Source organism: Pseudomonas stagnisoli (genome assembly GCF_048595745.1).
GTDB classification, from domain to species: domain Bacteria; phylum Pseudomonadota; class Gammaproteobacteria; order Pseudomonadales; family Pseudomonadaceae; genus Aquipseudomonas; species Aquipseudomonas alcaligenes_A.
In genome coordinates this window covers 291,363-315,291 of sequence record NZ_CP184361.1, presented here as the reverse complement: position 1 = coordinate 315,291, position 23,929 = coordinate 291,363, and the positions used below count along the sequence as shown (strand labels likewise).

Below are 23,929 nucleotides of genomic sequence, written 5' to 3'. Positions count from 1 at the left end.
TTAGCTTAATCGTTAGATTTCACAAGAGCATTTATGTCAGCAATCGACTTTAAAGAAATTCCAGAGGCTCATCTTGGAGGTGGACTCCAAGATACGTTTGAGCTCTTTGCGCGCGATTTTCTATCGTATCTAGGGTATGAAATTGAGGAAGACCCTAGTAGAGGAGCTGATGGTGGCAAAGACATTCTTGTAATCGAACGACGCAGTGGAGTTGGCGGAGAGACATCAGTACGATGGCTCGTCAGTTGCAAACACAAAGCCCACTCAGGAGCTTCGGTATCAACCCAGGATGATTCAAATATACGCGACCGAATTGATGCTAATGGTTGCAATGGATTCATCGGATTTTATTCAACTCTTGCCAGCTCTGGCTTGTCGGACGCACTAAAAGGCCTCTCTACCAAAGTTGAAACTCAGATTTTCGATAGAGAAAAAATCGAGTCTTATTTATTGAAGAGTCCAGATGGTCTGCATCTAGCAAAACGATATTTCCCAAAATCAACAGCTACTTGGTTGGGAGAAAACCCAAAACCAGCAAAAATATTTGCAACGCACCCTGCGCTCCACTGTAAACATTGCGGGAAAAATCTATTAGAACCCAAACCAAGTGGAATAATTGTTCTATGGCATAAACTTGACCAGACTTCTGGAAAAACCCACTACGACGAAGTTTATTGGTGTTGCAAAGGAAATTGCGATCAGATGCTTTCTCGTCCAATGCGAGGAAAAGGCTATATTGATGGGTGGGAAGATATTCCAGATGTAGCAATACCCCTTGTATTTGCTCGCTGGATGATGACGCCACTTAACGAACTGAATTCTGGTGACACATACTCCCCAGAGGCATTCGAGCACCTTAAAGAATTCATTTTGAGTGTGTATCCGTTCGTTGCACGTGACGCCACACAAGAAGAGCAAGAGAGAATTCAGGATCTAACCTCAATACCAGCTTACCTTGGAGGGCTTGGGTATTGAAATCTAACACTTCATTCCAGCGGACCGTCAAAAGCTACGCTTTTGCCGTCCGCTGAATTCAAACGTTAGGCAAATAAAAATTGAAAATCAGAAAGCACTCAATTCTGGCATCTGCGGCCCTAATGCTTTGGGGGTGCGGAACACCATACGTTGAACCAAGTAGTGGCCCCGTTGCGTATGTCGACCTCAAAAGAAGTGGCCCGCTAAATATGGTTCAATATATTTGGCTTGACTCAAGGGACTGTCGCCAGCGCCGCGGCTTTATGTATGACAGCATAAAACAAGAGCCAGCAACGATAAAAATCCCAGCAACTGGTGATATATCCTGGGGACTTATCCACGTAGAGCCGGGCAAATATTGCCAAATGATAATTACATTTAACCCGCAGCCAAGTGCAGTATATAGCTTTGAGTACAGAAGCGATGAAGACTTATGCAAGGTCCGCCTACTAAAAACAATCAATAATGAGCTCTCAATCGTTGAACCCACCGACACAGAACACCCAAGAAAGAGAAATGAAAACTATAATTGGATGGAGTGGGAACCTGGTTGCAAGCTTGAAGGCGGCAGTGAGAAAAATATCTAAATATAATGGGCGCTATGCCTAACAATTCGCATATTGACTCCCCCCACAAGCAGTGAGGAAAGCTTTTTTCGATCCTGTCGTCAGCGCGGTTGCAATCGCATATCCGGCCTTGCTTGGGCGGGTGCCCGGGCCACTCTCTAGTTCGCGCAGCGGGGGCCAAGCGTTCAAACGATCCCGAGGATCATGATTGTTATCGGCCTTGTTCCGCGGCAGGGCTCGCCTTTTCCGACAGTCTCGCGTCTCACCACAACCTCAAGACCAGCTGACCAGCAATAGCGCTGCTCAACCCGCGCCAATACCCTTCCAGAACTCTTCGCAGGCTTCGAGCACGGCTTGCGGGGCTTCCAGCTGGGGGTAGTGGCCGATGCCCGGCAGTTCGCGGATGAAGTGCTGGCGGCCGACCACCTCGCGGAAGCGCGCCACCATGTGTGCGCCCGATACCGGGTCGGCGCTGCCGTTGACCAGAGCCAGCGGCATGCGTGCCTCGCGCAGGGCGCGCACCCAGCGATCGCGAAACTGCCGGCGCTCGGCGATGTAGCCGAGCAATGGCGGCAGCACGTGCAGGCCGTTGTGGTAGTTGACCAGTTGCCAGACCGCCGCCAGCGTTGCCTCGTCCGGCTGGGTATGGGCGCCGAACACCGAGCTGAAGGTAGCCAGTAGTTTCCTGCGGCTGGTCAGGTGGGCGAGCAATGGGCCGAGCGGGCCGGCCATGAGTTTCTGCATGGGCCGGGCGAAGTGGGTCTCCGGGAACAGCCCGCCGTTGAGCAGCACGACCGAGCGGTAGCGCGACTGCTCGCGTTCGAGGTCGCGCGCCAGCAGCTCCTGGGTGACGGTGTCGCCGTAGTCGTGGGCCAGCACGTGGCAGTGCTCGACACCGGCCTGCTGCAGCACGAACTCCATCAAGTTGGCCTGCTCGGCCATGCAGTAGCGGTGCGGCCTGGGTTTGCTGCTGAAGCCCAGGCCGAGCAGGTCGGCACCGAGCACCCGGAAGCGCGCGCTGAGCGATGCCCACTGATGGCTGAAGTCCCAGGTCGAGGTGGGGTAGCCGTGCACCAGCAGCAGGACCGGCTTGCCGGCGGCGGCCGGGTCCTGGTCCGCGCTGTCGACCACGAATACCTGGTGGCCCTGCCAGTCGAGCAGGCGCCCGCGATTTTTCCACTGCTGCAATGAGTCGATCATTCAACGCCCCTTGTGCGTGCTGCGGAGCAGGCGACCGAAGCGGCGCTGCTCGAATTCCGGGTGTGGCCGGCCCTGGTCGAGGACCCGCTGGCCGCCGACGATCACCTGCTGCACGGCCCGGCCGGAGCGGGTGACCATGCGCATGGCACCGTCGAAACGCGGGTCGGTGGTTTCCTGGGGGCCGCTCAGGTCGGTGTTCAGCGCGTGCGGGTCGAGCACCAGCACGTCGGCCACCCGGCCTTCCTGCAGGTAGCCGGCGTCCAGCCCGAACCAGTCGGCCAGCTCGCCGGTGATGCGCCAGACGGCTTTCTCGATGGGCAGCGCGTCGCTGTGCAGCAGGCAGTCTCGCAGGAACCACAGGTGCGAGTTCTGGAAGGCCAGGTTGCGGTTGTGCGCGCCGGCATCGGAGAAACCGAGCTGGATGTAGGGATGCTGCAGATAGCGGCGCATCTCGGCCGGGCGGTCATTGGCGATTACCGAGTGCCAGCGAATGTGTTCGTCGTATTCGCTGATCAGGTCGATGAAGGTATCGACGGCGGCCTGGCCACGGCGCAGGGCGACATCGGCAAAGCTCTGGCCGACCAGTGCGGCATCCGGGCAGCCGACAATCTGCATGCGCGCCAGGTCCTTGTGGAAGCTGGCGCCGAAGCGGCTGAGCCATTCGCGGCGTAGCTGCCGGCGCCAGTCGCTGTCGCGGTAGAGCAGTTGGCGCTGGGCTGGGCTGTCGGCGTTCATCAGGCAGGCGCTGGCCTGCATTTCCTCGAACACCGGCGTGTTGCAGCCATCGCTCCACAGTTCGAACGGCACCGAGAGCGACTGGAAGCGCAGGTTGCCGTGCAGGCCGTCGTTGATCACGCTGGCCAGGCGCCGGGTCATCGGCCCCAGCTTGCGGTTGTTGGTGAAGTCCAGGCTGGTCAGCATGCTCATGCGCAGCGGGTTGCGCCCCAGGCCGTGGCTGAGCAGCGCGAGCAGCGGCACCAGGTAGCGGCGCCCGGCATCGGGGGTGGCCTGCAGTACGCGGTCGTGCTGGCGCAGCACGTCGGCGAGCAGGCGGAACTCGCTCATCCGCGCGTAGTGCGAGGGCGCCGAGGCGCCGTTGTACTTGAAGCCTTTCCAGCGGTGCCATTGCAGCATGTCGATGCTCAGCCCGAGGTAGCCGGCCTCCATCGCTTCGTGGGCCAGACTGCGCAGGGCATTCTTTTCGCCCCAGTCCAGACGTGTCGGCTTCAGGCTGCGCGTCTTGCCGAGCACCGCCAGGCGCAGGTTGGAGTGGCCCATCAGGGTGGCGATGTTCGGCCCCAGCGCGAGGCGCTCCAGGTGCTCGTAGTACTGCCCCGGCGTGTGCCAGTCGACCTTGCCGTCCAGCCACTTGGCCAGCGTCGCGCGCGGGAGGTTTTCCACCCGCGCGAACAGGTCGATCATGTCCTCGGCATTGCCCAGGGCCAGCGACAGTGAGCAGTTGCCGAAGATCAGGCTGGTCACCCCGTGCTGCAGGGATTCCAGCAGCCCCGGCGCCACTTCCACCTCGGCGTCGTAGTGGGTGTGGATGTCGATCGCGCCGGGCATCACCCAGTGGCCGCTGGCGGCGATTTCCTGGCGACCGCGGGCGGGACTGTTGGCCTCTATCTTCAGTACGCGGCCGCCCTCGATCAGCACGTCGGCCTCGCGCGAAGGCCCCGGCGTACCGTCGAAAACCCGGCCCTGGCGAATGATCAGATCAACATCCATGGCGCTGCCCCGCTGGTGTTGGAGAATGCCCGGGCAAGTAATAGACTAACAAGCGTTAGTTTGGCAAGGATGACCCCATGAGCACCCGTGACCGTATCCTCGACGCCGCGCTGCAGACCTTTGCCGAGCAGGGCTTCAGCCGCACCAGCATGCGCGAGCTGGCGGCGCGGGTGCAGATGCGCGCGCCATCGCTCTACAACCACTTCGCCAGCAAGGGCGAGATCATGCTGGCGCTGCTCGAACGCAGCGGGCCGGGGCGCATGGCCAGGCTGATCGAGGGCCTGCCGGCCGACCTGCCGGCCGAGCAGCTGATCGAGGCGGTGCTCGAAGGCCTGTTTGCCCTGTGGCGGGACCCACAGGACAACCGCAGCATGCGCCTGGTCTGCGCCGAGGCGCTGCATGACGCGGCGCTCGGGCAGCGGCTCGAAGCACAGGTGTTCCGCCACGAGCGCGACCAGATCAAGGGCCTGCTGCTGCGCGCGGCCGCAGGCACGCCAGAGGCACAGGCCGAGCAATGGGCAGACCTGTGCGTGGCGCTGGCCTTTGCCCATCGCCTGCAACTGCTGCTGGCCGGGGAGCAGCCGGAGCAGGCCGAAGCCATCATCCGCCAGTGCCGCGCGCAGTTCCGCCAGCTCGCGCGCTGGCTGGACCTGCCGCTGGGCCTGCCCGGCGACTAGCGCACGGGCGTGCGCCGCCGCGAACCGACGGCCGGCGCACAACCCGGCGTACCGCGCTGGGGTAGAATCCGCGCCTTCGCCATTCCGGCAGATTGAAAAGGATTTCAAGATGCGCCGCGCCCTCGCCTTCGCCTGCCTGCTCGCCACCCTCGGCGGCTGCGCCGGCCACCTCCCGCCACAACCCGCGCTTGCCGTGCACGACGAACGCATCGAGGCACAGGTAGGCAGCCAGTTCTGCTACCAGCTGATCGTCTGCCCGCTGGTCAGCGCGGCGCACTTCGGCGAATAGCGCTCCGCCGCCCGGCGGTTGATACGCGCACCCTGCTCCTGCGGTTTTCTTGTCCCAGCTCAATGCGTCCCGGCGCAGCGGGGCCAGACTGGTTGTCCCGTCGCGCCCGAGGAGCCCGTCATGGACAGAACGATGAAAGCCGCCGTGGTACATGCCTTCGGCGAACCCCTGCGCCTGGAAGAGGTGCGCGTGCCGCTGCCCGGCCCCGGGCAGATCCTGGTGAAGATCGCCGCCAGCGGCGTCTGCCACACCGACCTGCACGCGGCGGACGGCGACTGGCCGGTGAAGCCGACGCTGCCGTTCATCCCGGGCCACGAGGGCGTCGGCCATGTGGCCGCGGTCGGCGCCGGGGTAACGCGGGTCAAGGAAGGCGACCGGGTCGGCGTGCCCTGGCTGTACAGCGCCTGCGGCTGCTGCGAGCACTGCCTGACCGGCTGGGAAACCCTCTGCGAGAGCCAGCAGAACACCGGCTACTCGATCAACGGCGGCTACGCCGAATACGTGCTGGCCGACCCCAACTATGTCGGCATCCTGCCGCCAAGCGTCGGCTTCGCCGAGATCGCGCCGATCCTCTGCGCCGGCGTCACGGTGTACAAGGGCCTCAAGGAAACCCGCGCCCGCCCCGGGCAATGGGTGGCCATCTCCGGCATCGGCGGCCTGGGCCATGTGGCCATCCAGTATGCGCGCGCCATGGGCCTGCACGTGGCGGCGATCGACGTGGACGATGCCAAGCTGCGCCTGGCGCGGCGCCTGGGCGCCAGCCTGACGGTGAACGCGCGCGACCAGGACCCGGCTGCGGTGCTGCAGGAGGAAATCGGCGGCGCCCATGGCGTGCTGGTTACCGCGGTGTCCACCCGCGCCTTCGGCCAGGCCATCGGCATGGTGCGCCGGCGCGGCACGGTGGCGCTGGTGGGACTGCCGCCGGGCGACTTCCCGACGCCGATCTTCGACGTGGTGCTCAAGGCCATCCATATCACCGGCTCCATCGTCGGCACCCGCGCCGACCTGCAGGAGGCGCTGGACTTCGCCGCCGAGGGCCAGGTCCAGGCCACTATCCAGCGCGGCCGACTGGAGCAGATCAACGGCATCTTCGGCGACCTGCGCGCCGGGCGCATCGAGGGGCGCATGGTGCTGGAGTTCTAGCCGGCGCACAGACCGGGCCGCGGGCACTGGCTATGCTGGCGGCTCTTTCATTGGACAAGGATGTTGTCATGCGCAAGCCCACTCTTTTTGCCGTTGCCCTGCTGCTGGCCACCCAGGCCCAGGCCCTCGAACTGGCGAAGTACCCCCAGGTGTTCGATACCGGCATGGGCGTGATGGTGACGCTCGCGCCCAGCGCCGACGGCCGGCAGGCGCTGTTGCAGGTCAAGGGCCTCAACCACCCGCTGGACTCGGTGGTGTTCCTCACCGAGGTCGAGGAACGCGGCAACCAGGAGCGCGACTACAGCACCACCCTCGACGGTGGCCGCTACAACATGCTGCTCAAGCGCCAGGGCTGGGACGGCGAGAGCTACCAGCTGTACCTGCCGGAGACCTCCGGCTTCCCGCTGACCTTCGACGAGGCGCTGAGCAAGAAGGCCAAGCCGGCTGAACTGCTGGCCCTGTATGGACAGCAGCAGAGCCAGGGCCTGCAGGAGAAGCTGGCCCGCTTCGACCGCGCCAAGCACCTGCAGACCAACAAACGCCTGCTCAAGGAACTCGATGAGGAAGCCAGCGAAGCCTGCGACGTACCGCTGCAGACCCAGGTGGAGTGGAACGCCATCGACGACGAGAAAATGAAGGCCCTGAGCATCGCCGGCTATTGCGGCGAGGTGGTCAACCAGCTGGCCAGCCTGTGTGAGAGCGATGCCGACTTCAAGGCGCAGGTCGCCAGCCTCAAGGGGGTGGAATGCCGCTTCGACACGGCCATGAAGCTGCGCGAGAGGGATGGCAGGATCTTCTTCAGCACCGAGCAGGACGCGCCCAACCAGGGCGAGTTCATCAACGCCTTCCTGCGCAACCGCTGATCCCCCGCCCCGCCATCGACGGGGCACTTCCATTCGGAATTCCGAACGCCCGCCGCGCCGCCGTTCGCCCCACCGAACGCGCGGCGCGGGGAAAGCCCTCGCCATCCAATAATTAATTCTTTAATTTCAATAACTTAAACAGGAATCCAGCGCCTGGCACAGTACCTGCTCTAGGTCCTCGCAGGGATGGTCCGCACCCATCCGCCCAATGACAACAACAACAGCGAGAATCAGCATGACCAAGAGCACTCTCTCCCGCGCCATCGGCTTCGCCCTGGCCGCCAGCCTGTGCAGCGCCCCGGCCCTGGCCGAGGAACTGACCGGCACCCTGAAGAAGATCAAGGACAGCGGCACCATCGTCCTCGGCCATCGCGACTCCTCCATCCCCTTCTCCTACTTCGGCAGCGACCCGCAGCAGCCGGAAGGCTACTCGCATGACCTGCAGCTGAAGGCGGTCGAGGCGATCAAGCAGAAGCTGGGCATGCCCGACCTCAAGGTACGCTACAACCTGGTGACCTCGCAGACCCGCATCCCGCTGGTACAGAACGGCACCGTGGACCTGGAGTGCGGCTCCACCACCAACAACGTCGAGCGCCAGCAGCAAGTCGACTTCTCCGTCGGCATCTTCGAGGTGGGCACCCGCCTGCTGACCAAGACCACTTCCGGCATCGCCGACTTCCCCGACCTCAAGGGCAAGAACGTGGTGACCACCGCCGGCACCACCTCCGAGCGCCTGCTCAAGGCAATGAACGCCGAGAAGCAGATGGGCATGAACATCATCTCGGCCAAGGACCACGGCGAGTCCTTCCTGATGCTGGAATCCGGCCGCGCCGTGGCCTTCATGATGGACGACGCCCTGCTCGCCGGCGAAATGGCCAAGGCCAAGAAGCCGGCCGACTGGCACGTGGTCGGCACCCCGCAGTCCTACGAGATCTACGGCTGCATGGTGCGCAAGGGTGACCCGGCGTTCAAGGCAGTGGTCGACGAGGCGCTGATCGCCACCTTCAAGTCCGGCGAAGTCAACGCCATCTACGACAAGTGGTTCCTCAACCCGGTCCCGCCGAAGGGCCTCAACCTGAACTTCCCGATGAGCGACGAGCTGAAGCAGCTGGTCGCCAACCCGACCGACAAGGCCGCCGAGCAACTCTAAGCAAGGCTGCGGGGACTGGCTCCCCTCTCCCCTCAGGGGAGAGGGAGCAGGAAGCCGCCTGTTGGTACGGCGCCACTTCACGAGAGCGGCGCCGCCTCACCTCTGCAAATTAGGACAGGAGCACCGTCGCCAACCGCGGCGGGGGACCGTGTCGGCCCCGGCTCCTGTCCGCCCTGATCGTGGGTAGCCAAGATGAATTACAACTGGGACTGGGGCGTGTTCTTCAAGTCCACCGGCATCGGCAACGAGATCTACCTGGACTGGTTCGTCACCGGCCTGGGCTGGACCATCGCCATCGCCCTGGCCGGCTGGCTGATCGCCCTGCTGCTGGGCTCGCTGCTCGGCGTGATGCGCACCGTGCCGAACCGCTGGATCAGCGGCTTCGCCACCTGCTACGTGGAGCTGTTCCGCAACGTGCCGCTGCTGGTGCAGCTGTTCCTCTGGTACTTCCTGGTACCGGACCTGCTGCCCGAACCGCTGGAAATGTGGTTCAAGCAGGACCTCAACCCGGCCACCTCGGCCTTCATCAGCGTGGTCGTGTGCCTCGGCCTGTTCACCGCCGCGCGCGTCTGCGAGCAGGTGCGCACCGGCATCCAGGCGCTGCCCAAGGGCCAGCTGGCCGCCGGCTACGCGCTGGGCTTCAGCCTGCCGCAGATCTACGCCAACGTCCTGCTGCCGCAGGCCTTTCGCATCATCATCCCGCCGCTGACCAGCGAGTTCCTCAACATCTTCAAGAACTCCTCGGTGGCCTCGCTGATCGGCCTCATGGAGCTGCTGGCGCAGACCAAGCAGACCGCCGAATTCAGCGCCAACCTGTTCGAGGCCTTCACCCTGGCCACGCTGATCTACTTCACCCTGAACATGAGCCTGATGCTGCTGATGCGCCTGATCGAGAAGAAGGTCGCGGTGCCCGGCCTGATCGCCGTGGGAGGCAAATGATGGATTTCAGCGCTATCGTCCCGGCCCTGCCGGGCCTGTGGAACGGCATGCTGATGACCCTGCAGCTGATGGTGCTGGGTGTGCTCGGCGGCGTGGTGCTGGGCACCCTGCTGGCCATCGCACGGCTGTCGCACAACCGCCTGCTGGCCAATGCCGCCGCCACCTACGTCAACTACTTCCGCTCCATCCCGCTGCTGCTGGTGATCACCTGGTTCTACTTCGCGGTGCCCTTCATCCTGCGCTGGATCACCGGCGAGGACACCCCGGTGGGCGCCTTCACCTCGTGCCTGGTGGCCTTCGTGATGTTCGAGGCGGCCTACTTCTGCGAGATCGTCCGCGCCGGCATCCAGGCCATCCCCAAGGGCCAGATGGGCGCCGCCTCCGCGCTGGGCATGACCTATGCGCAGAGCATGCGCCTGATCATCCTGCCGCAGGCCTTCCGCAAGATGACGCCGCTGCTGCTGCAGCAGAGCATCATCCTGTTCCAGGACACCTCGCTGGTCTACACCGTGGGCCTGATGGACTTCCTCAACGCCGCCCGCTCGCGCGGCGACATCCTCGGCCAGCCGCACGAGTTCCTGATCTTCGCCGGCCTCATGTACTTCACCCTCAGCTTCGCCGCCTCACAGCTGGTCAAGCTCCTGCAGAAAAGGTTAGCCGTATGATTTCCATCCAGAACGTCAACAAGTGGTACGGGGACTTCCAGGTGCTGACCGACTGCAGCACCGAGGTGAAGAAGGGTGAGGTGGTGGTGGTCTGCGGGCCGTCCGGCTCCGGCAAGTCGACCCTGATCAAGTGCGTCAACGCCCTGGAGCCGTTCCAGAAGGGCGACATCGTGGTCGACGGCACCTCCATCGCCGCCAAGCAGACCAACCTGCCGCAGCTGCGCTCGCGTGTCGGCATGGTGTTCCAGCACTTCGAGCTGTTCCCGCACCTGTCGATCACCGAGAACCTGACCATCGCCCAGGTCAAGGTGCTCGGCCGCAGCAAGGCCGAGGCCACCGAGAAGGGTCTCAAGCTGCTCGACCGCGTCGGCCTGCTGGCACATGCGCACAAGCATCCGGGCCAGCTCTCCGGCGGCCAGCAGCAGCGCGTGGCCATCGCCCGCGCGCTGGCCATGGACCCGGTGGTGATGCTGTTCGACGAACCGACCTCGGCACTCGACCCGGAGATGGTCAACGAGGTACTCGACGTGATGGTGCAGCTGGCCAACGAGGGCATGACCATGATGTGCGTGACCCACGAGATGGGCTTCGCGCGCAAGGTCGCCGACCGGGTGATCTTCATGGACCGCGGGCAGATCGTCGAGGACTGCGCCAAGGATGAGTTCTTCGGTGACATCAACGCCCGTTCCGAGCGGGCCCAGCAGTTCCTCAACAAGATCCTCCAGCACTAAGCGAAACCTCCCCTCTCCCACTTGTGGGAGAGGGGCTGGGGGAGAGGGAAGGCCCCGTAGCCCTCTCCCCAACCCTCTCCACTGGGCGTGCCCCCGTAAACGGGAGAGGGAGCATTTGCCTCGTGCCGCGCTGCGCTCAACCGATCCGACTCCCCTCCCCCTGGACAAATCGGCAGGAAAACCGATTTGGGCAGCGCCAGCTGGCCGCAGGCCGAGCCACAGGGACGTGGCGAGTCCAGAGGGGCCGGGGCGGCCCGCGCAGGGTGAGGGACTCATCGGCACCTCCCCCTCTCCCTACCCAGCCCCGGACGACTGTGATGCAATGCCCCTCCCCCAGCGTCCCGCCCGTGCTTGCCGTGAAGCCACGCCTGTTCCGCCAGTTCCTGCTGACCCTGCTGGGCATCGCCCTGGTGCTCGGCTGCGGCTACGCCGGCTACCGCCTCAGCGAGGCGGCCGGCATCCGTGACCTGGCCGAGGGCGGCGAGCGCCAGCTGGAGCTCAACGCCCGCGCGGTGGAAAGCGAGATCGGCAAGTACACCTACCTGCCCAGCCTGCTGGAGCTGGAAAGCAGCGTCAGCCGCCTGCTGCTGACCCCCGGCCGCTACCGCCGGCAGCGCCTCAACGATCACCTCGAAGGCCTCAACCGCCGCGCCGGCAGCCTGGCGGTGTACGTGCTCGACCTCGACGGCCGGGTGGTCGCCACCAGCAACTGGAGCCAGCCGGACAGCTACCTGGGCGAGGACCTGTCGTTCCGCGACTACTACAAGCAGGCCGTGCGCGGTGAACCGGGGCGCTTCTACGGCATCGGCAGCACCACCGGCGAGCCCGGCTACTACCTGGCCCACGGCCTGCGCGGCAACGGCCGGGTGATCGGCGTGGCGGTGGTCAAGGTGCGCCTCGACGCCCTGGAGAAGCGCTGGGCCGACGCCCGCGTGGAAGCCTACGTCAGCGACGAGAACGGCATCATCATCCTCTCCAGCGACCCGAAACGCCGGCTCAAGGCCGTGCGGCCGCTGGACGACGACACCCGCGAACGCCTGGCGCGCAGCCTGCAATACCACTGGGCGGCGCTGGAAGAACTGCAACCGCTGGCGCGCCGCGCGCTCGGTGACGGCCTCGAGGAAGTGCGCCTGCGCGGCCCCGCCGGCCAGCCGCTGGACTACCTGCAACAGACCCGCGCCCTGGCCGACACGCCCTGGCACCTGACCCTGCTCACGCCGCTGGCCGAGCAGCGCCGCGCCGCCGTCAGCCACGGCCTGCTCGCCGGCGTGGCCTGCGCCCTGCTGATCTTCGGTGGCCTGGCACTGAACCAGCGGCGCAAGGTGATCGCCACCCGCCTGGCGGCACGCGAGGCGCTGCAGGCGGCCAACGCCGACCTGGAACGCAAGATCGCCGAGCGCACCCTCGACCTGTCCGCCAGCAACCGCCTGCTGCAGGACGAAGTGCGCGAGCGCCAGCAGACCGAGGCCACCCTGCGCCAGGCCCAGGACGGCCTGGTGCAGGCCGGCAAACTGGCGGTGATCGGGCAGATGTCGACCAGCATCGCCCACGAACTCAACCAGCCGCTGGCGGCGCTGCGCACCCTGTCGGCGAACGCCGCGCGCTTCCTCGAACGCGGCGCGCTGGACACCGCCGGCAGCAACCTGCAGGCCATCGGCGAGCTGGTCGACCGCATGGGCCGTATCACCGCCAGCCTGCGCGCCTTCGCCCGGCGCGGTGGCGACCAGGGCCAGGCCAGCCTGGAACAGGCGGTGGATGCCGCACTGTTCCTCCTGCACAGCCGCATCGAGCAGGAGCGCCCGACCCTGCACCGCGCGTTCGCCGAGGCACGTCTGGCCATCGACCAGACCCGCCTGGAGCAGATCCTGGTCAACCTGCTGAGCAACGCCCTCGACGCCCTGCGCGAACAGCCGCGCCGCGAGCTGTGGCTGAGCGGCGCAGCGCAGGGCGCCGACTACGTGCTGGAAGTGCGCGACAGCGGCGCCGGCATCCCGCCGGACCTGCGCGCCCACCTGTTCGAACCCTTCTTCACCACCAAGCCCGGCGAGAAGGGCCTCGGCCTCGGCCTGACCCTGTCGGCCAGCCTCGCCGCCGCCGCCGCCGGCAGCCTGGCCGTGCGCCACCCGGAGGAAGGCGGCACCGCCTTCGTCCTCACCCTGCCCCTGGAGGAGCCCCGCCATGTCTGACGCGCTGACCGTGCTGATCGTCGAGGACGACCCCCACGTCCTGCTCGGCTGCCAGCAGGCGCTGGCCCTGGAGGACATCGACAGCGTCGGCGTCGGCAGCGCCGAGGAGGCGCTGGCCAGGGTCGAGGCCGACTTCGCCGGCATCGTCGTCAGCGACATCCGCCTGCCGGGCATGGACGGCCTGCAGCTGCTGGCCGAACTCAAACGCCGCGACCCGCGCCTGCCGGTGGTGCTGATCACCGGCCACGGCGACATCGGCATGGCGGTGGGGGCCATGCGCGACGGCGCCTACGACTTCATCGAAAAACCCTTCTCCCCCGAGCGCCTGGTCGAGGTGGTGCGCCGCGCCCTGGAACAACGCGGCCTGGCCCGCGAGGTCAGCGACCTGCGCCGCCAGCTGGCCGGGCGCCAGGCCCTGGAGCAGCGCATCATCGGCCGCTCGCCGGCCATGCAGCGCCTGCGCGAGCTGATCGCCAACGTCGCCGATACCGGCGCCAACGTGCTGATCGAGGGCGAGACCGGCACCGGCAAGGAACTGGTGGCGCGCTGCCTGCACGATTTCAGCCGGCGCCAGGGCAAGGAGTTCGTCGCCCTCAACTGCGGCGGCCTGCCGGAGAGCCTGTTCGAGAGCGAGATTTTCGGCCACGAGGCCAACGCCTTCACCGGCGCCGGCAAACGCCGCATCGGCAAGATCGAGCACGCCCACGGCGGCTCGCTGTTCCTCGACGAGATCGAAAGCATGCCGCTGGCCCTGCAGATCAAGCTGCTGCGCGTGTTGCAGGAGCACAGCCTGGAGCGCCTCGGCTCGAACCAGCCGATCAGCGTGGACTGCCGGGTGATCGCTGCGACCAAGGCCGACCTGGCCGAGCTGGGCCAGCGCGGCGAGTTCCGCAGCGACCTTTACTACCGGCTCAACGTGGTCAGCCTGGAACTGCCGCCGCTGCGCGACCGCCGCGAGGACATCCTGCTGTTGTTCGAACACTTCCTGCAGCAGTCGGCGCTGCGCTTCGACCGCGCCCTGCCCGAGCTCGACCGCGCCACCGCCAGCGCGCTGCAGGCCCACGACTGGCCGGGCAACGTGCGCGAGCTGCGCAACGTCGCCGAGCGCTTCGCCCTCGGCTTGCCGGTGTTCAAGCACAGCGGCGCGGCGCCGGACGGCAGCGGCGCGAGCTTCGCCGAGGCGGTCGAGGCCTTCGAGCGCAACCTCATCGGCGCCGCCCTGGAGCGCCACGCCGGCAACCTCAGCCAGGCCGCCCAGGCCCTGGGTATGGCCAAAACCACGCTGTTCGACAAGGTGAAGAAGTACGGGCTGCAAACCTAGGGGCGGATCGCGCTTCATCGATTCACCGAGCAGCGTCACGGTGGTGCCAGGCGACATCCACCCTGGCACCTCGCAGGAGCACCAGCACTCGCCCTTCGGTGCACGGCCTTCGGCGAGTACACCCTGCGCGACCAGGCCCAGTCGTCGGACTTATGCCTCAGCCCCACCCACCCCGGCCTCCAGCTTGCGCCACAGCAGGCGCACCGCCGCCTTGCGCGACAGCACGCAGCGGTACAGGCGGATCTCCAGCGGCACCTGCCACTGCTCGCCACCGCACACCGCCAGCTCGCCGCGAGCCAGTTCCATGGTCACCGACAGGCGCGGCACCCAGGCCACGCCCAGGCCCTGCAGGGCCATGGTCTTGAGGCTGTCGGCCATGGCCGTCTCGTACACCGTGGTGGAGCGTAGGGCGCGCTGGCGCAGCAGCTGGTTCACCGAGCGGCCGAGAAAGGCGCCGGCGCTGTAGGCCAGCAGCGGCACGGTCTGGCCGCTCTCCAGGTTGAACAGCGGCGCGCCGTCCTCGCTCACTGCGCACACCGGCAGCATCGAGGTGGTGCCCAGGTGCAGCGAGGGGAAGATGTCCGGCGCCAGCTGCATGGCCGCGTCCGGGTCGTAGTAGGCGAGGATCAGGTCACAGCTGCCTTCGCGCAGCGAATGCACGGCCTCGCCGACGTTGGTCGCCACCAGCCGGGTGGACAGCGGCAGGCCCTCGCGGCGCAGGCGGCCGATCCACTCCGGGAAGAAGCCGAGGGTCAGCGAGTGCGCCGCGGCGATCTGCAGCACCTCGCCCTGCTGGCCCTCGACGTGGTGCAGGTGACGCACCACCTCGCCGAGCTGTTCGACCATGCTGCGCGCGGTGACCAGAAACAGCTGGCCGGACTCGGTCAGCTCCACCGGCGTGCGGGTGCGGTTGACCAGGGTCAGCCCCAGCGCCGCTTCCAGGCTGCGGATGCGCCGACTGAAGGCCGGCTGGGTGACGAAGCGCTTCTCGGCCGCCTGGGAAAAGCTGCGGGTGGCGGCCAGGGCGACGAAGTCCTCCAGCCATTTGGTTTCCAGATTCATTGCCTAGTTCTTCGCCCAATTTCGTTTGAAATTATGCACGCGCGACATTCAACCCGAGTCACGGCGACATTATGCCGATTCGGCATAGCATAGCGTTTAACAGCATTGGCCGACGGACGGCGCAAAGCCTAGATTATTGGGCATCGCGGCGCCAAGCCGTATTACCCCGAGAATAAACACATCATGTCCGCTGCTGCATCCACCCGCGTCGAAAAAGACCTGCTCGGCAAACTCGAAGTCCCCGCAGACGCTTACTACGGCATCCAGACCCTGCGTGCCGTGCAGAATTTTCGACTGTCCGGCGTGCCGCTGTCGCACTACCCGAAACTGGTGATCGCCCTGGCCATGGTCAAGCAGGCCGCCGCCGACGCCAACCGCGAGCTGGGCCACCTGTCCGCCGCCAAGCACACCGCCATCAGCACCGCCTGTGCGCGCATCATCCAGGGCGAGTTCCACGACCAGTTCGTGGTCGACATGATCCAGGGCGGCGCCGGCACCTCGACCAACATGAACGCCAACGAGGTGATCGCCAACATCGCCCTGGAAGCCATGGGCCACGAGAAGGGCGAGTACCAGCACCTGCACCCGAACAACGACGTGAACATGGCGCAGTCGACCAACGACGCCTACCCGACCGCCATCCGCATCGGCCTGCTGCTCGGCCACGACAGCCTGCTCAACGCCCTCGACAAGCTGATCAATGCCCTGGCCGCCAAGGGCCTGGAATTCGGTCATGTGCTGAAGATGGGCCGCACCCAGCTGCAGGACGCCGTGCCCATGACCCTGGGCCAGGAATTCCGCGCCTTCGCCACCACCCTGGGTGAAGACCTGCAGCACCTCAAGCGCCTGGCCCCGACCCTGCTCACCGAAGTGAACCTGGGCGGCACCGCCATCGGCACCGGCATCAACGCCGATCCGAAGTACCAGAAGCTCGCCGTCGAGCGCCTGGCCATCGTCAGCGGCCACCCGGTGGTGACGGCAGCCGACCTGATCGAGGCCACCTCGGACATGGGCGCCTTCGTGCTGTTCTCCGGCATGCTCAAGCGCACCGCGGTCAAGCTGTCGAAGATCTGCAACGACCTGCGCCTGCTCTCCAGCGGCCCGCGCACCGGCATCAACGAGATCAACCTGCCGCCGCGTCAGCCGGGCAGCTCGATCATGCCGGGCAAGGTCAACCCGGTGATCCCGGAAGCCGTCAACCAGGTCGCCTTCGAAGTGATCGGCAACGACCTGGCCCTGACCCTCGCCGCCGAAGGTGGCCAGCTGCAGCTGAACGTGATGGAGCCGCTGATCGCCTACAAGATCTTCGACTCGATCCGCCTGCTGACCCGCGCCATGGACATGCTGCGCGAGCTCTGCATCGACGGCATCACCGCCAACGAGCAGCGCTGCCGCGAGCTGATGGAGAACTCCATCGGCCTAGTGACCGCACTGAACCCCTATATCGGCTACGAGAACGCCACCCGTATCGCCAAGACCGCGCTGGACACCGGCCGCGGCGTGCTGGAACTGGTACGCGAGGAGAAGCTGCTGGACGAGGCCACGCTGGCCGACATCCTGCGCCCCGAGAACATGATCGCCCCGCGCCTGGTGCCGCTGGCCGGCGCCTGATCCACACCGGTTGCTGGCAACCCCGGTCGATCGCGACCCGATTCATAGACGAGGCCTCACCAGCCTCACCACTCAGGGATGGCCTCGGCCATCCCTTTTTTTGTCCGCCTGTTTTCTCCCCTCTGCTGCTGGCGCGGGCAACCTCTCCCCAACCCTCTCCCCGCCGGGGAGAGGGGGCGCATGGAGCTTTAGCGGCACCACGGAGTTCAGCTCCCCTCTCCCGTTTACGGGAGAGGGGCCGGGGGAGAGGGCAGCAGGCACAGCCCGGATGCAGTCCGGGAAATGCAGGCAACTCCACCCCCGGATTGCATCCGGGCTACACCCCCCAGGCCCGGCGCAACGTGGCGATGGCCTCGACGATCTGCGCCTCGGGCACGGCGGCAAAGCCCAGCACCAGGCCGGCACGGGCATCCACCGGCAGCGCATCGTCATCCAGCCAGTAGCTGCTGAGAGGGTTCATCTCCACCCCGGCGGCCCGCGCGGCGGCGACCAGCGCGCGCTCGCGGGCGATGCTCGCCACCCGTACGCACAGGTGCAGGCCAGCCTCCACCCTGGGCAAGGGCGCGCAACCGGGAATCGCCTGCGGCCAGTGCGCCAGCAGGGCGTCGCGGCGCGCCCGCGCCGCCGCGCGCATGCGTCGCACGTGGCGCTGGAAATGGCCGGCGGCGATGAACTCGGCCATCACCGCCTGGGTGCCGACCTCCGAGTGACGCATGTCGATGGCCCGGCGCCGGGCAAAGGCCTCGGCCAGCGCGGGCGGCAGCACCAGGTAGCCGAGACGCAGGGCGGGAAAGGCGATCTTGCAGAAGGTGCCGACGTAAAGCACCCGCCCCTGCCGGTCCAGTGCCGCCAGGGGGGCTAGCGGCGTACCGCTGTAGCGGTACTCGCCGTCGTAGTCGTCCTCGATGATCCAGCCGTCCCGGTGCTGCGCCCACTCCAGCAGTTCCAGGCGCCGCGCCAGCGACAGGGTCACGCCCGTCGGGTACTGGTGCGAGGGCGTGACATAGGCCAGCCGGCAGTCCCCGAGCGCCTGCAGCGCGGCGGTGTCGAGGCCGTCGCCATCCACCGCCACGCCGCACAGTTCGGCACCGGCCACCGCGAAGGCATGGCCGGCGGCGCGGTAGCCGGGGTTCTCGACGGCCACCCGGTCGCCGGGCTGCACCAGCAGCTGGGCGCACAGGCTGATGGCCTGCTGCGCGCCGCAGGTGATGACGATCTGCGCCGGGTCGCAGTTGAGCCCGCGACTGCTGCGCAGGTAGGCCGCCACCAGCTCGCGCAGGGTGGCATCGCCGGCCGGGTCACCGTAGCCCAGGCGCGCGGCCGAGGGCTTGCGCCAGAAGCGCGCCTGCAGCCGCGCCCAGGTCTCGAAGGGGAACAGGTCATAGGCCGGCACGCCGATGCGAAAGGCCCGCGGCGCGCCGTTGGGCGGCAGTGGCAGGTGGTGGTCGCGCAACAGGGCCAGCGCCGCGCTGGCGGGGCTGGCCTGCGCGGGCGGCGCGGGCGTGGCGCGCAGCCCGGCGACATCGGCCACGTAGGTGCCGTCGCCGACGCGGCCCTCGATGTAGCCCTCGGCATACAGTTGGTCCAGCGCACGGGTGACGGTGTTGCGCGACACCCCGAGCACCCGGGCCAGGTCGCGGCTGGCCGGCAAACGGCTGCGGCCGGCCAGACGCCCGTCCAGGATGCGTTCGCGCAGGCCCTGGTAGAGCTGGCGCGCCAGCCCCGCGCCACTGAGGCGGATGCCGGAAAGGTCGACGGGCAACGGTGGCGTGGCGGACATGATTGGCTCCATCGAAGTCGCACTTAATGGCTCTTACAACAGGCCAATATCCTGCCTAGCATGACCTCATTGCGCCAGGAGAACCGCCATGTACCTGCCCTCCGCTTTCCGCCAGGACGACCTCGCCGAGCTGCACGCGCAGATGCAGGCCAGCCCCTTCGCCCTGCTCACCAGTGCCGGCGCCGCCGGCGTGCAGGCCAGCCATCTGCCGCTGCTGCTTGCGCCCGACGAGGGCGAGTTCGGCACCCTCTACGGCCACTTCGCCCGGGCCAACCCGCACTGGCGCGACCTGCAGGGCGGCGCCGAGGCGCTGGCCGTATTCAGCGGCCCGGACGCCTACATCAGCCCCGGCTGGTACCCGGCCAAGGCCGAGCACGGCAAGGTGGTACCGACCTGGAACTACATCGCCGTGCACGCCCGCGGCCCGGTCGAGCTGATCGAAGAGCCCGAGCGCCTGCTGCAGATCGTCAGCCGTCTCAGCGACCAGCATGAAAACGGCCGCGAGCGGCCCTGGGCGGTCAGCGATGCACCGCGCGACTACCTCGACAGCATGCTGCGCGCCATCGTCGGCTTCGCCCTGCCGATCCGCCGCCTGGAAGGCAAGTGGAAGCTCGGGCAGAACCGCTCGGCCGCCGACCAGGCCGGCGTACGCGACGGCCTTGCCGCCTCAACCAGCCCAGGCGACCGCGAACTGGCGGCACGCATGAGCTGAGCCGCACCCAGTCCCCTCTCCCCTCCGGGGAGAGGGCTAGGGAGGGGGGAAAGCCCCACCCGCATTCGCATACAAGGAGGAACCATGCTCGACATCCGCCCCATCACCGCCGCCGACCACGCCGCCTGGCTGCCGCTCTGGCAGGGCTACCAGCGTTTCTACAACGCCACCATTGCCGACGAGACCAGCGCCCTCACATGGCAACGTTTCCTCGACCCGGCGGAGCCGATGCACGCCGCTCTGGCCTGGCGTGACGGCGCGGCCGTCGGCCTGGTGCACTACATCTTCCACCGCAGCTGCTGGACCACGGGCGACTACTGCTACCTGCAGGACCTCTACGTGGCCGAAAACATCCGCGGCGGCGGCATCGGCCGCGCGCTGATCGAGCACGTCTACGCCCAGGCGGCCGCCGCCGGCGCCAGTCGCGTGCACTGGCTGACCCAGGAAACCAACTACCAGGGGCGCATGCTCTACGACCACATCGCCGACCGCTCCGGCTTTATCCAGTACCGGAAGCTGCTGGGATGAGCATCGACCTGGGCCAGTGGCAGCCGCGCCCCTTCCCGCCACATCACCCGCTGCAGGGCCGTTTTATCCGCCTTGAGCCGCTGGACTTCGCCCAGCATGCCGATGATCTGTGGAACGCCCTGCAGGGCCCCGACCCGGCGCTATGGGATTACCTGCCCTACGGCCCCTTCGCCGAACGCACGACCTTCGATGCCTGGCTGGCCGGCCATGCCGACAGCCGCGATCCGCAGTTCTACGCCGTGGTCGAGCAGGCCAGCGCACGTGCAATCGGCCTGCTGGCCTACCTGCGCATCACACCCAAAGACGGCTGCATCGAGCTCGGCCATATCGCCTTCGGCGCCGCCCTGCAGCGCACGCCAGGTGCCAGCGAGGCAGTGTTCCTGCTGGCCCGCCGCGCCTTCGACGAACTGGGCTACCGCCGCTTCGAATGGAAGTGCAATGCGCGCAACGCCCGCTCCAGGCGCGCCGCCGAACGCTTCGGCTTCAGCTACGAGGGCCTGTTCCGCCAGCATATGGTGGTCAAGGGCGAGAGCCGCGATACAGCCTGGTTCGCCATCATCGATAGCGAATGGCCGGCCTGCCGAGACGCCTTCGAGCGCTGGCTGGCAGCGGACAACTTCGACGCCGAGGGGCGGCAGATACGCCGGCTGGAGGAGCTGCGTGGCTGAAGGTTCAAATGCCTTTAGATCGAACTGCGGAACAGAGGCCTCCACATGAAATAAGTAACGCCTGCTGCAATTAACGACCATAGGGCTGCAATGCCGTAAAAAACGAAATCGTTTTCTGGGCTGTTCGGCATTTTGCAGTTCCCTGGGTTCTTGGTGCTGCAGCGCAGCTGTACGGTCTGACCCTTCTGTGGGAGCTCGGCAGCCACAGTGGCGCGCTCAACCGTGAGGGCTCGACCATCTGGTAACTGGAAGATGGGGAAATAGCGGGGCCTGCCACTACCTGACTGAGATGGGCCGCTATCTACAAAAACCGCATCGATTGGCACTGCATCGCCAAAAACGAAGTCAGCATCGTTTTGCCAGAAGGCAGTCGCAATCATCGCCAACCCAAGCAGGAAAGGGATTGGAACGAGATAGCGGACGCAAGGACGACTCACCTTAACCTCATGGATAGTTGCGAGAGAGGGCAGACGCTACGGTTAGGCAATTAGGATTGTCCAGCGAAGAACGGCGAGTCCGGAAAAGCCGGGCTTTGCAGGGTATCTCGAACACGCGTTGGCGCTTCTTGACGGGCAGACACTGACATCCGCTCGAGCCTGCCATCGCGTTTTGATTCGCCGCCTACTCAATCTCGAACAAGCCGTTCTTCAACGGCGCCACATCCAGGCGCTGGCGCACGTCGGCGTCGATGCGCGGGTCGTCCGGGCGGTACAGGCGTACCTGGCGGTAGGCGCTGATGCGGTTGATCTCCGGGCCCAGGTATTCCCACACCACGCGGGTGCAGGCCGGGTTGCGCCGGTCGCCGCTGGAGACGCCGGTCTTCAGGCCATTGAGGCGGGTGATGCGGCTCTTGTAGCTGGGGATGAGGATGGTCTGGCTCATCTCGTTGAGGGTGAGCGACTCGTAGTCCATCAGGAACAGCCGGTCCTGCAGCTGGAAGGCGGCGCCCAGGTAGCGGCAACGCACCCAGTCCTCGGCCTGCACGTCGGTGCTGGCCGAACGTTCCTGGCGCTCCTGGCGCTCGAACAGGAAGTCGCCGTCCTCCTCCCACAGGTGCACCAGCGACAGCAGCACGTAGCCGGGAACGGACATGCAGTTGGAGTACTCGAAGTAGTAGCCGCAGTAACGGCGCAGGTCGCCGGTCTGCTCACGCAGCGGGCTGAGCAGCGCCAGCAGGGCATCGCTGCGCTTGCCACTGGGCTGATCCGGCCCGCGCGCGCCGAGCAGGCGCACGAACTGCTCGGGCGGCAGCAGCAGCTCGTAGTCCTCGACGCCGAAGAAGTCGCAGATACGCTTGAGGTTGTAGGGCGTGGGGCGGCTCTGCCCGGCCAGGTACTTGTTGAACTGGGCGCGATTGATGGCGAGCTTGCGGCAAACCTCGGCGATCGAGCGGTAGTGGCTGCAGAGCAGCCTGAGGTTGGCGCCGAGGGTGTCCGACATGACAGCGGTCCTGGTGATGCGAGCGACGCGATTCTAGCATCAACTCGCGTCATATCGCCGCAACCCGCGAAATTGCCCGGAGCCAACGACGGGCAGACCATGCGCCAGCCGCGTGTGCTGTCCCGGCGTTCATCACGCATAACTACAAGAGAGACAACCCATCATGCTCGATCTCCTGAACGACCTGCTCTGGAGCAAGGTCCTCATCGTCGCCCTGGTCGGCCTCGGCCTGTATTTCTCGATTCGCTCCCGCTTCGTGCAATTCCGCTACTTCGGCAACATGTTCAGCATCTTCGCCGAAGCCTTCCAGCGCAAACCCGGTCAACTCAGCTCGTTCCAGGCCCTGATGCTGTCGGTGGCCGGCCGCGTGGGTGCCGGCAACATCGCCGGCGTGGCCGTGGCCATCATGCTCGGCGGCCCGGGCGCGGTGTTCTGGATGTGGCTGGTCGCCCTGCTGGGCATGGCCACCAGCTACTTCGAGTGCTCGCTGGCGCAGCTGTTCAAGCGCCGTGAGCCGGATGGCGGCTACCGTGGCGGTCCGGCCTTCTACATCCAGCACGGCCTGGGTCTGCGCTGGCTGGCCATCGTCTTCTCGATCCTGCTGCTGGTGACCTTCGGCTTCGGCTTCAACGCCGTGCAGTCCTACACCGTGGCCACCTCGCTGCACGACACCTTTGGCCTGCCCACCCACTACAGCGGCCTCGCCCTGGTGGCAGTGATCGGCCTGATCATCTTCGGCGGCATCAAGCGCATCGCCAGCATGGCCGACGTACTGGTACCGATCATGGCCTTCTCCTACATCGGCATGGCGCTGGTGGTGATCGGCATGAACGTCAGCGAAGTGCCGGCGGTATTCACCCTGATCGTCAAGAGCGCCTTCGGCCTCGAACCGGCCTTCGCCGGTGGTATCGGCGCGGCGATCCTGATGGGCGTCAAGCGTGGCCTGTTCTCCAACGAAGCCGGCCTGGGCAGCGCGCCGAACGTCGCCGCCGTGGCCGAGGTCAAGCACCCGGCCGCCCAGGGCATCGTGCAGTCGCTCAGCGTATTCATCGACACCATCCTGGTGTGCACCAGCACCGCGCTGATCATCCTGCTCTCCGGCGTTTACCAGCCGGGCAGCGAGATGGCCGGTGTCGTGCTGACCCAGAACGCGCTGGCCGCCGAAGTCGGCGAGTGGGGCCGGGTGTTCGTCAGCATGGCGCTGCTGCTCTTCGTCTTCACCACCCTGGTGTACAACTACTACCTGGGTGAGAACGCCCTGGGCTTCTTCAGCAGCAAGCGCTGGATGGTGCAGGTCTATCGCGTGCTGGTCATCGCCCTGGTGCTGTGGGGCTCGATGCAGGACCTGTCCACCGTGTTCGGCTTCGCCGACGTGACCATGGGCCTGCTGGCACTGGTCAACCTGTTCGCCGTGTTCATGCTGTTCAAGACCGGCCTGCGCCTGATGCGCGACTACGACGAGCAGATCAGCGCCGGTGTCGAGAGCCCGGTACTGGACGCCAAGAAGTTCGCCGACCTGGACCTCGACCCGAGCGTCTGGAGTGCCAACGCCGCCTCCGATGCGAACGGGGAACGCGCCGAGATCGGCCACGCCGTCCATCAGCGCTGACCGCCAGCGACGCGAGAAGGAGGGGGCCAAGGCCCCCTTTTTCTTGCCCGCTGCCGCTACACTCGGCCGATCAACATGGTGGAAAT

23 protein-coding genes are annotated in these 23,929 nt (G+C 66.0%); 17 read left to right on the top strand and 6 right to left on the bottom strand.

Annotation, left to right across the window (positions count from 1 at the left end):
- Nucleotides 1-33 precede the first annotated feature (33 nt).
- Nucleotides 34-975, top strand: coding sequence for a restriction endonuclease (locus ACOAPY_RS01440; RefSeq protein WP_465154775.1), 942 nt, complete (start codon nt 34-36; stop codon nt 973-975).
- Nucleotides 976-1,184: 209 nt separating this feature from the next.
- Complete coding sequence (locus tag ACOAPY_RS01435) at nt 1,185-1,562, top strand: hypothetical protein (protein ID WP_465154774.1); 378 nt, start codon at nt 1,185-1,187, stop codon at nt 1,560-1,562.
- Nucleotides 1,563-1,844: 282 nt separating this feature from the next.
- On the opposite strand, the gene ACOAPY_RS01430 is transcribed toward ACOAPY_RS01435, so the two are convergent.
- Together ACOAPY_RS01430 and ACOAPY_RS01425 are read right to left on the bottom strand one after the other, a co-directional pair.
- The gene (locus ACOAPY_RS01430) at nt 1,845-2,741 is read right to left on the bottom strand and encodes an alpha/beta fold hydrolase (protein WP_465154773.1); all 897 of its coding nucleotides are present in this window, start codon (nt 2,739-2,741) and stop codon (nt 1,845-1,847) included.
- A complete protein-coding gene (locus ACOAPY_RS01425; RefSeq protein ID WP_465154772.1) occupies nt 2,742-4,469 on the bottom strand; it encodes an N-acyl-D-amino-acid deacylase family protein in 1,728 nt (575 codons plus the stop codon).
- Between the two features lie 77 nt (nt 4,470-4,546).
- Here ACOAPY_RS01425 and ACOAPY_RS01420 point away from each other — a divergent pair, with 77 nt between their 5' ends.
- From ACOAPY_RS01420 to aauR, 10 genes are all read left to right on the top strand, one after another.
- Nucleotides 4,547-5,146 (top strand): TetR/AcrR family transcriptional regulator, encoded by a 600-nt coding sequence (locus tag ACOAPY_RS01420; RefSeq protein WP_169920876.1) that lies wholly within the window; start codon nt 4,547-4,549, stop codon nt 5,144-5,146.
- A 109-nt stretch (nt 5,147-5,255) separates the two neighbouring features.
- Entirely contained in the window at nt 5,256-5,435 is a 180-nt protein-coding gene (locus tag ACOAPY_RS01415; protein ID WP_076423653.1) for a hypothetical protein, read from the top strand.
- A 120-nt stretch (nt 5,436-5,555) separates the two neighbouring features.
- Nucleotides 5,556-6,578, top strand: coding sequence for an alcohol dehydrogenase AdhP (gene adhP / locus ACOAPY_RS01410; RefSeq protein ID WP_465154771.1), 1,023 nt, complete (start codon nt 5,556-5,558; stop codon nt 6,576-6,578).
- A 68-nt stretch (nt 6,579-6,646) separates the two neighbouring features.
- Nucleotides 6,647-7,441 (top strand): hypothetical protein, encoded by a 795-nt coding sequence (locus tag ACOAPY_RS01405; protein ID WP_465154770.1) that lies wholly within the window; start codon nt 6,647-6,649, stop codon nt 7,439-7,441.
- A gap of 235 nt (nt 7,442-7,676) precedes the next feature.
- On the top strand, nt 7,677-8,591 hold the full coding sequence (locus ACOAPY_RS01400) for a glutamate/aspartate ABC transporter substrate-binding protein (protein WP_465154769.1): 915 nt from the start codon (nt 7,677-7,679) through the stop codon (nt 8,589-8,591).
- A 192-nt stretch (nt 8,592-8,783) separates the two neighbouring features.
- Nucleotides 8,784-9,530, top strand: coding sequence for an amino acid ABC transporter permease (locus ACOAPY_RS01395; protein WP_061902729.1), 747 nt, complete (start codon nt 8,784-8,786; stop codon nt 9,528-9,530).
- A complete protein-coding gene (locus tag ACOAPY_RS01390; protein ID WP_181418831.1) occupies nt 9,527-10,195 on the top strand; it encodes an amino acid ABC transporter permease in 669 nt (222 codons plus the stop codon). The genes ACOAPY_RS01395 and ACOAPY_RS01390 overlap by 4 nt, the downstream gene beginning before the upstream one ends.
- Entirely contained in the window at nt 10,192-10,926 is a 735-nt protein-coding gene (locus tag ACOAPY_RS01385; protein ID WP_465154768.1) for an amino acid ABC transporter ATP-binding protein, read from the top strand. Before ACOAPY_RS01390 ends, ACOAPY_RS01385 begins: the two co-directional genes overlap by 4 nt.
- A gap of 317 nt (nt 10,927-11,243) precedes the next feature.
- Entirely contained in the window at nt 11,244-13,112 is a 1,869-nt protein-coding gene (locus tag ACOAPY_RS01380; RefSeq protein ID WP_465154767.1) for a sensor histidine kinase, read from the top strand.
- The gene (aauR, locus tag ACOAPY_RS01375) at nt 13,105-14,433 is read left to right on the top strand and encodes a two-component response regulator AauR (protein ID WP_076582022.1); all 1,329 of its coding nucleotides are present in this window, start codon (nt 13,105-13,107) and stop codon (nt 14,431-14,433) included. The genes ACOAPY_RS01380 and aauR overlap by 8 nt, the downstream gene beginning before the upstream one ends.
- A 150-nt stretch (nt 14,434-14,583) precedes the next feature.
- On the opposite strand, the gene ACOAPY_RS01370 is transcribed toward aauR, so the two are convergent.
- Nucleotides 14,584-15,495: a LysR substrate-binding domain-containing protein gene (locus tag ACOAPY_RS01370; RefSeq protein WP_465154766.1), complete on the bottom strand. Its 912-nt coding sequence runs from the start codon at nt 15,493-15,495 to the stop codon at nt 14,584-14,586.
- 183 nt (nt 15,496-15,678) lie between these two features.
- Between ACOAPY_RS01370 and aspA the strand changes: the two genes are divergently transcribed.
- Nucleotides 15,679-17,106, top strand: coding sequence for an aspartate ammonia-lyase (aspA, locus tag ACOAPY_RS01365; protein ID WP_465154765.1), 1,428 nt, complete (start codon nt 15,679-15,681; stop codon nt 17,104-17,106).
- 316 nt (nt 17,107-17,422) lie between these two features.
- Here the strand turns inward: aspA and pdxR are convergent, their stop codons facing one another.
- Nucleotides 17,423-18,886, bottom strand: a complete 1,464-nt coding sequence (pdxR, locus tag ACOAPY_RS01360; RefSeq protein WP_465154764.1) for a MocR-like pyridoxine biosynthesis transcription factor PdxR — start codon at nt 18,884-18,886, stop codon at nt 17,423-17,425.
- A gap of 88 nt (nt 18,887-18,974) precedes the next feature.
- On the opposite strand from pdxR, the gene ACOAPY_RS01355 reads away from it, so the two are divergent.
- The 3 genes from ACOAPY_RS01355 (at nt 18,975) to ACOAPY_RS01345 (ending at nt 20,794) form a co-directional block, all read left to right on the top strand.
- Complete coding sequence (locus tag ACOAPY_RS01355) at nt 18,975-19,598, top strand: FMN-binding negative transcriptional regulator (protein ID WP_465154763.1); 624 nt, start codon at nt 18,975-18,977, stop codon at nt 19,596-19,598.
- Between the two features lie 84 nt (nt 19,599-19,682).
- Complete coding sequence (locus ACOAPY_RS01350; protein ID WP_465154762.1) at nt 19,683-20,126, top strand: N-acetyltransferase family protein; 444 nt, start codon at nt 19,683-19,685, stop codon at nt 20,124-20,126.
- Complete coding sequence (locus ACOAPY_RS01345; RefSeq protein ID WP_465154761.1) at nt 20,123-20,794, top strand: GNAT family N-acetyltransferase; 672 nt, start codon at nt 20,123-20,125, stop codon at nt 20,792-20,794. The genes ACOAPY_RS01350 and ACOAPY_RS01345 overlap by 4 nt, the downstream gene beginning before the upstream one ends.
- Nucleotides 20,795-20,808: 14 nt before the next feature.
- On the opposite strand, the gene ACOAPY_RS01340 is transcribed toward ACOAPY_RS01345, so the two are convergent.
- Together ACOAPY_RS01340 and ACOAPY_RS01335 are read right to left on the bottom strand one after the other, a co-directional pair.
- Complete coding sequence (locus ACOAPY_RS01340) at nt 20,809-21,231, bottom strand: hypothetical protein (protein WP_465154760.1); 423 nt, start codon at nt 21,229-21,231, stop codon at nt 20,809-20,811.
- Between the two features lie 184 nt (nt 21,232-21,415).
- Nucleotides 21,416-22,234, bottom strand: coding sequence for a helix-turn-helix domain-containing protein (locus ACOAPY_RS01335; RefSeq protein WP_374322517.1), 819 nt, complete (start codon nt 22,232-22,234; stop codon nt 21,416-21,418).
- A 163-nt stretch (nt 22,235-22,397) separates the two neighbouring features.
- Between ACOAPY_RS01335 and ACOAPY_RS01330 the strand changes: the two genes are divergently transcribed.
- Complete coding sequence (locus ACOAPY_RS01330; RefSeq protein ID WP_465154759.1) at nt 22,398-23,843, top strand: alanine/glycine:cation symporter family protein; 1,446 nt, start codon at nt 22,398-22,400, stop codon at nt 23,841-23,843.
- Nucleotides 23,844-23,929: the final 86 nt, after the last annotated feature.

Bases quoted from the DNA above. Each gene is read 5' to 3' on its own strand.
- ACOAPY_RS01385 (WP_465154768.1), top strand. From the start codon at position 10,192: ATGATTTCCATCCAGAACGTCAACAAGTGGTACGGGGACTTCCAGGTG.
- ACOAPY_RS01440 (WP_465154775.1), top strand. From the start codon at position 34: ATGTCAGCAATCGACTTTAAAGAAATTCCAGAGGCTCATCTTGGAGGT.
- ACOAPY_RS01415 (WP_076423653.1), top strand. From the start codon at position 5,256: ATGCGCCGCGCCCTCGCCTTCGCCTGCCTGCTCGCCACCCTCGGCGGC.
- adhP (WP_465154771.1), top strand. From the start codon at position 5,556: ATGGACAGAACGATGAAAGCCGCCGTGGTACATGCCTTCGGCGAACCC.
- aauR (WP_076582022.1), top strand. From the start codon at position 13,105: ATGTCTGACGCGCTGACCGTGCTGATCGTCGAGGACGACCCCCACGTC.
- ACOAPY_RS01395 (WP_061902729.1), top strand. From the start codon at position 8,784: ATGAATTACAACTGGGACTGGGGCGTGTTCTTCAAGTCCACCGGCATC.
- ACOAPY_RS01380 (WP_465154767.1), top strand. From the start codon at position 11,244: ATGCAATGCCCCTCCCCCAGCGTCCCGCCCGTGCTTGCCGTGAAGCCA.
- ACOAPY_RS01405 (WP_465154770.1), top strand. From the start codon at position 6,647: ATGCGCAAGCCCACTCTTTTTGCCGTTGCCCTGCTGCTGGCCACCCAG.
- ACOAPY_RS01335 (WP_374322517.1), bottom strand. From the start codon at position 22,234: ATGTCGGACACCCTCGGCGCCAACCTCAGGCTGCTCTGCAGCCACTAC.
- ACOAPY_RS01400 (WP_465154769.1), top strand. From the start codon at position 7,677: ATGACCAAGAGCACTCTCTCCCGCGCCATCGGCTTCGCCCTGGCCGCC.
- ACOAPY_RS01350 (WP_465154762.1), top strand. From the start codon at position 19,683: ATGCTCGACATCCGCCCCATCACCGCCGCCGACCACGCCGCCTGGCTG.
- ACOAPY_RS01330 (WP_465154759.1), top strand. From the start codon at position 22,398: ATGCTCGATCTCCTGAACGACCTGCTCTGGAGCAAGGTCCTCATCGTC.
- ACOAPY_RS01425 (WP_465154772.1), bottom strand. From the start codon at position 4,469: ATGGATGTTGATCTGATCATTCGCCAGGGCCGGGTTTTCGACGGTACG.
- ACOAPY_RS01430 (WP_465154773.1), bottom strand. From the start codon at position 2,741: ATGATCGACTCATTGCAGCAGTGGAAAAATCGCGGGCGCCTGCTCGAC.
- aspA (WP_465154765.1), top strand. From the start codon at position 15,679: ATGTCCGCTGCTGCATCCACCCGCGTCGAAAAAGACCTGCTCGGCAAA.
- ACOAPY_RS01370 (WP_465154766.1), bottom strand. From the start codon at position 15,495: ATGAATCTGGAAACCAAATGGCTGGAGGACTTCGTCGCCCTGGCCGCC.
- ACOAPY_RS01420 (WP_169920876.1), top strand. From the start codon at position 4,547: ATGAGCACCCGTGACCGTATCCTCGACGCCGCGCTGCAGACCTTTGCC.
- ACOAPY_RS01355 (WP_465154763.1), top strand. From the start codon at position 18,975: ATGTACCTGCCCTCCGCTTTCCGCCAGGACGACCTCGCCGAGCTGCAC.
- ACOAPY_RS01345 (WP_465154761.1), top strand. From the start codon at position 20,123: ATGAGCATCGACCTGGGCCAGTGGCAGCCGCGCCCCTTCCCGCCACAT.
- ACOAPY_RS01435 (WP_465154774.1), top strand. From the start codon at position 1,185: ATGGTTCAATATATTTGGCTTGACTCAAGGGACTGTCGCCAGCGCCGC.
- pdxR (WP_465154764.1), bottom strand. From the start codon at position 18,886: ATGTCCGCCACGCCACCGTTGCCCGTCGACCTTTCCGGCATCCGCCTC.
- ACOAPY_RS01390 (WP_181418831.1), top strand. From the start codon at position 9,527: ATGATGGATTTCAGCGCTATCGTCCCGGCCCTGCCGGGCCTGTGGAAC.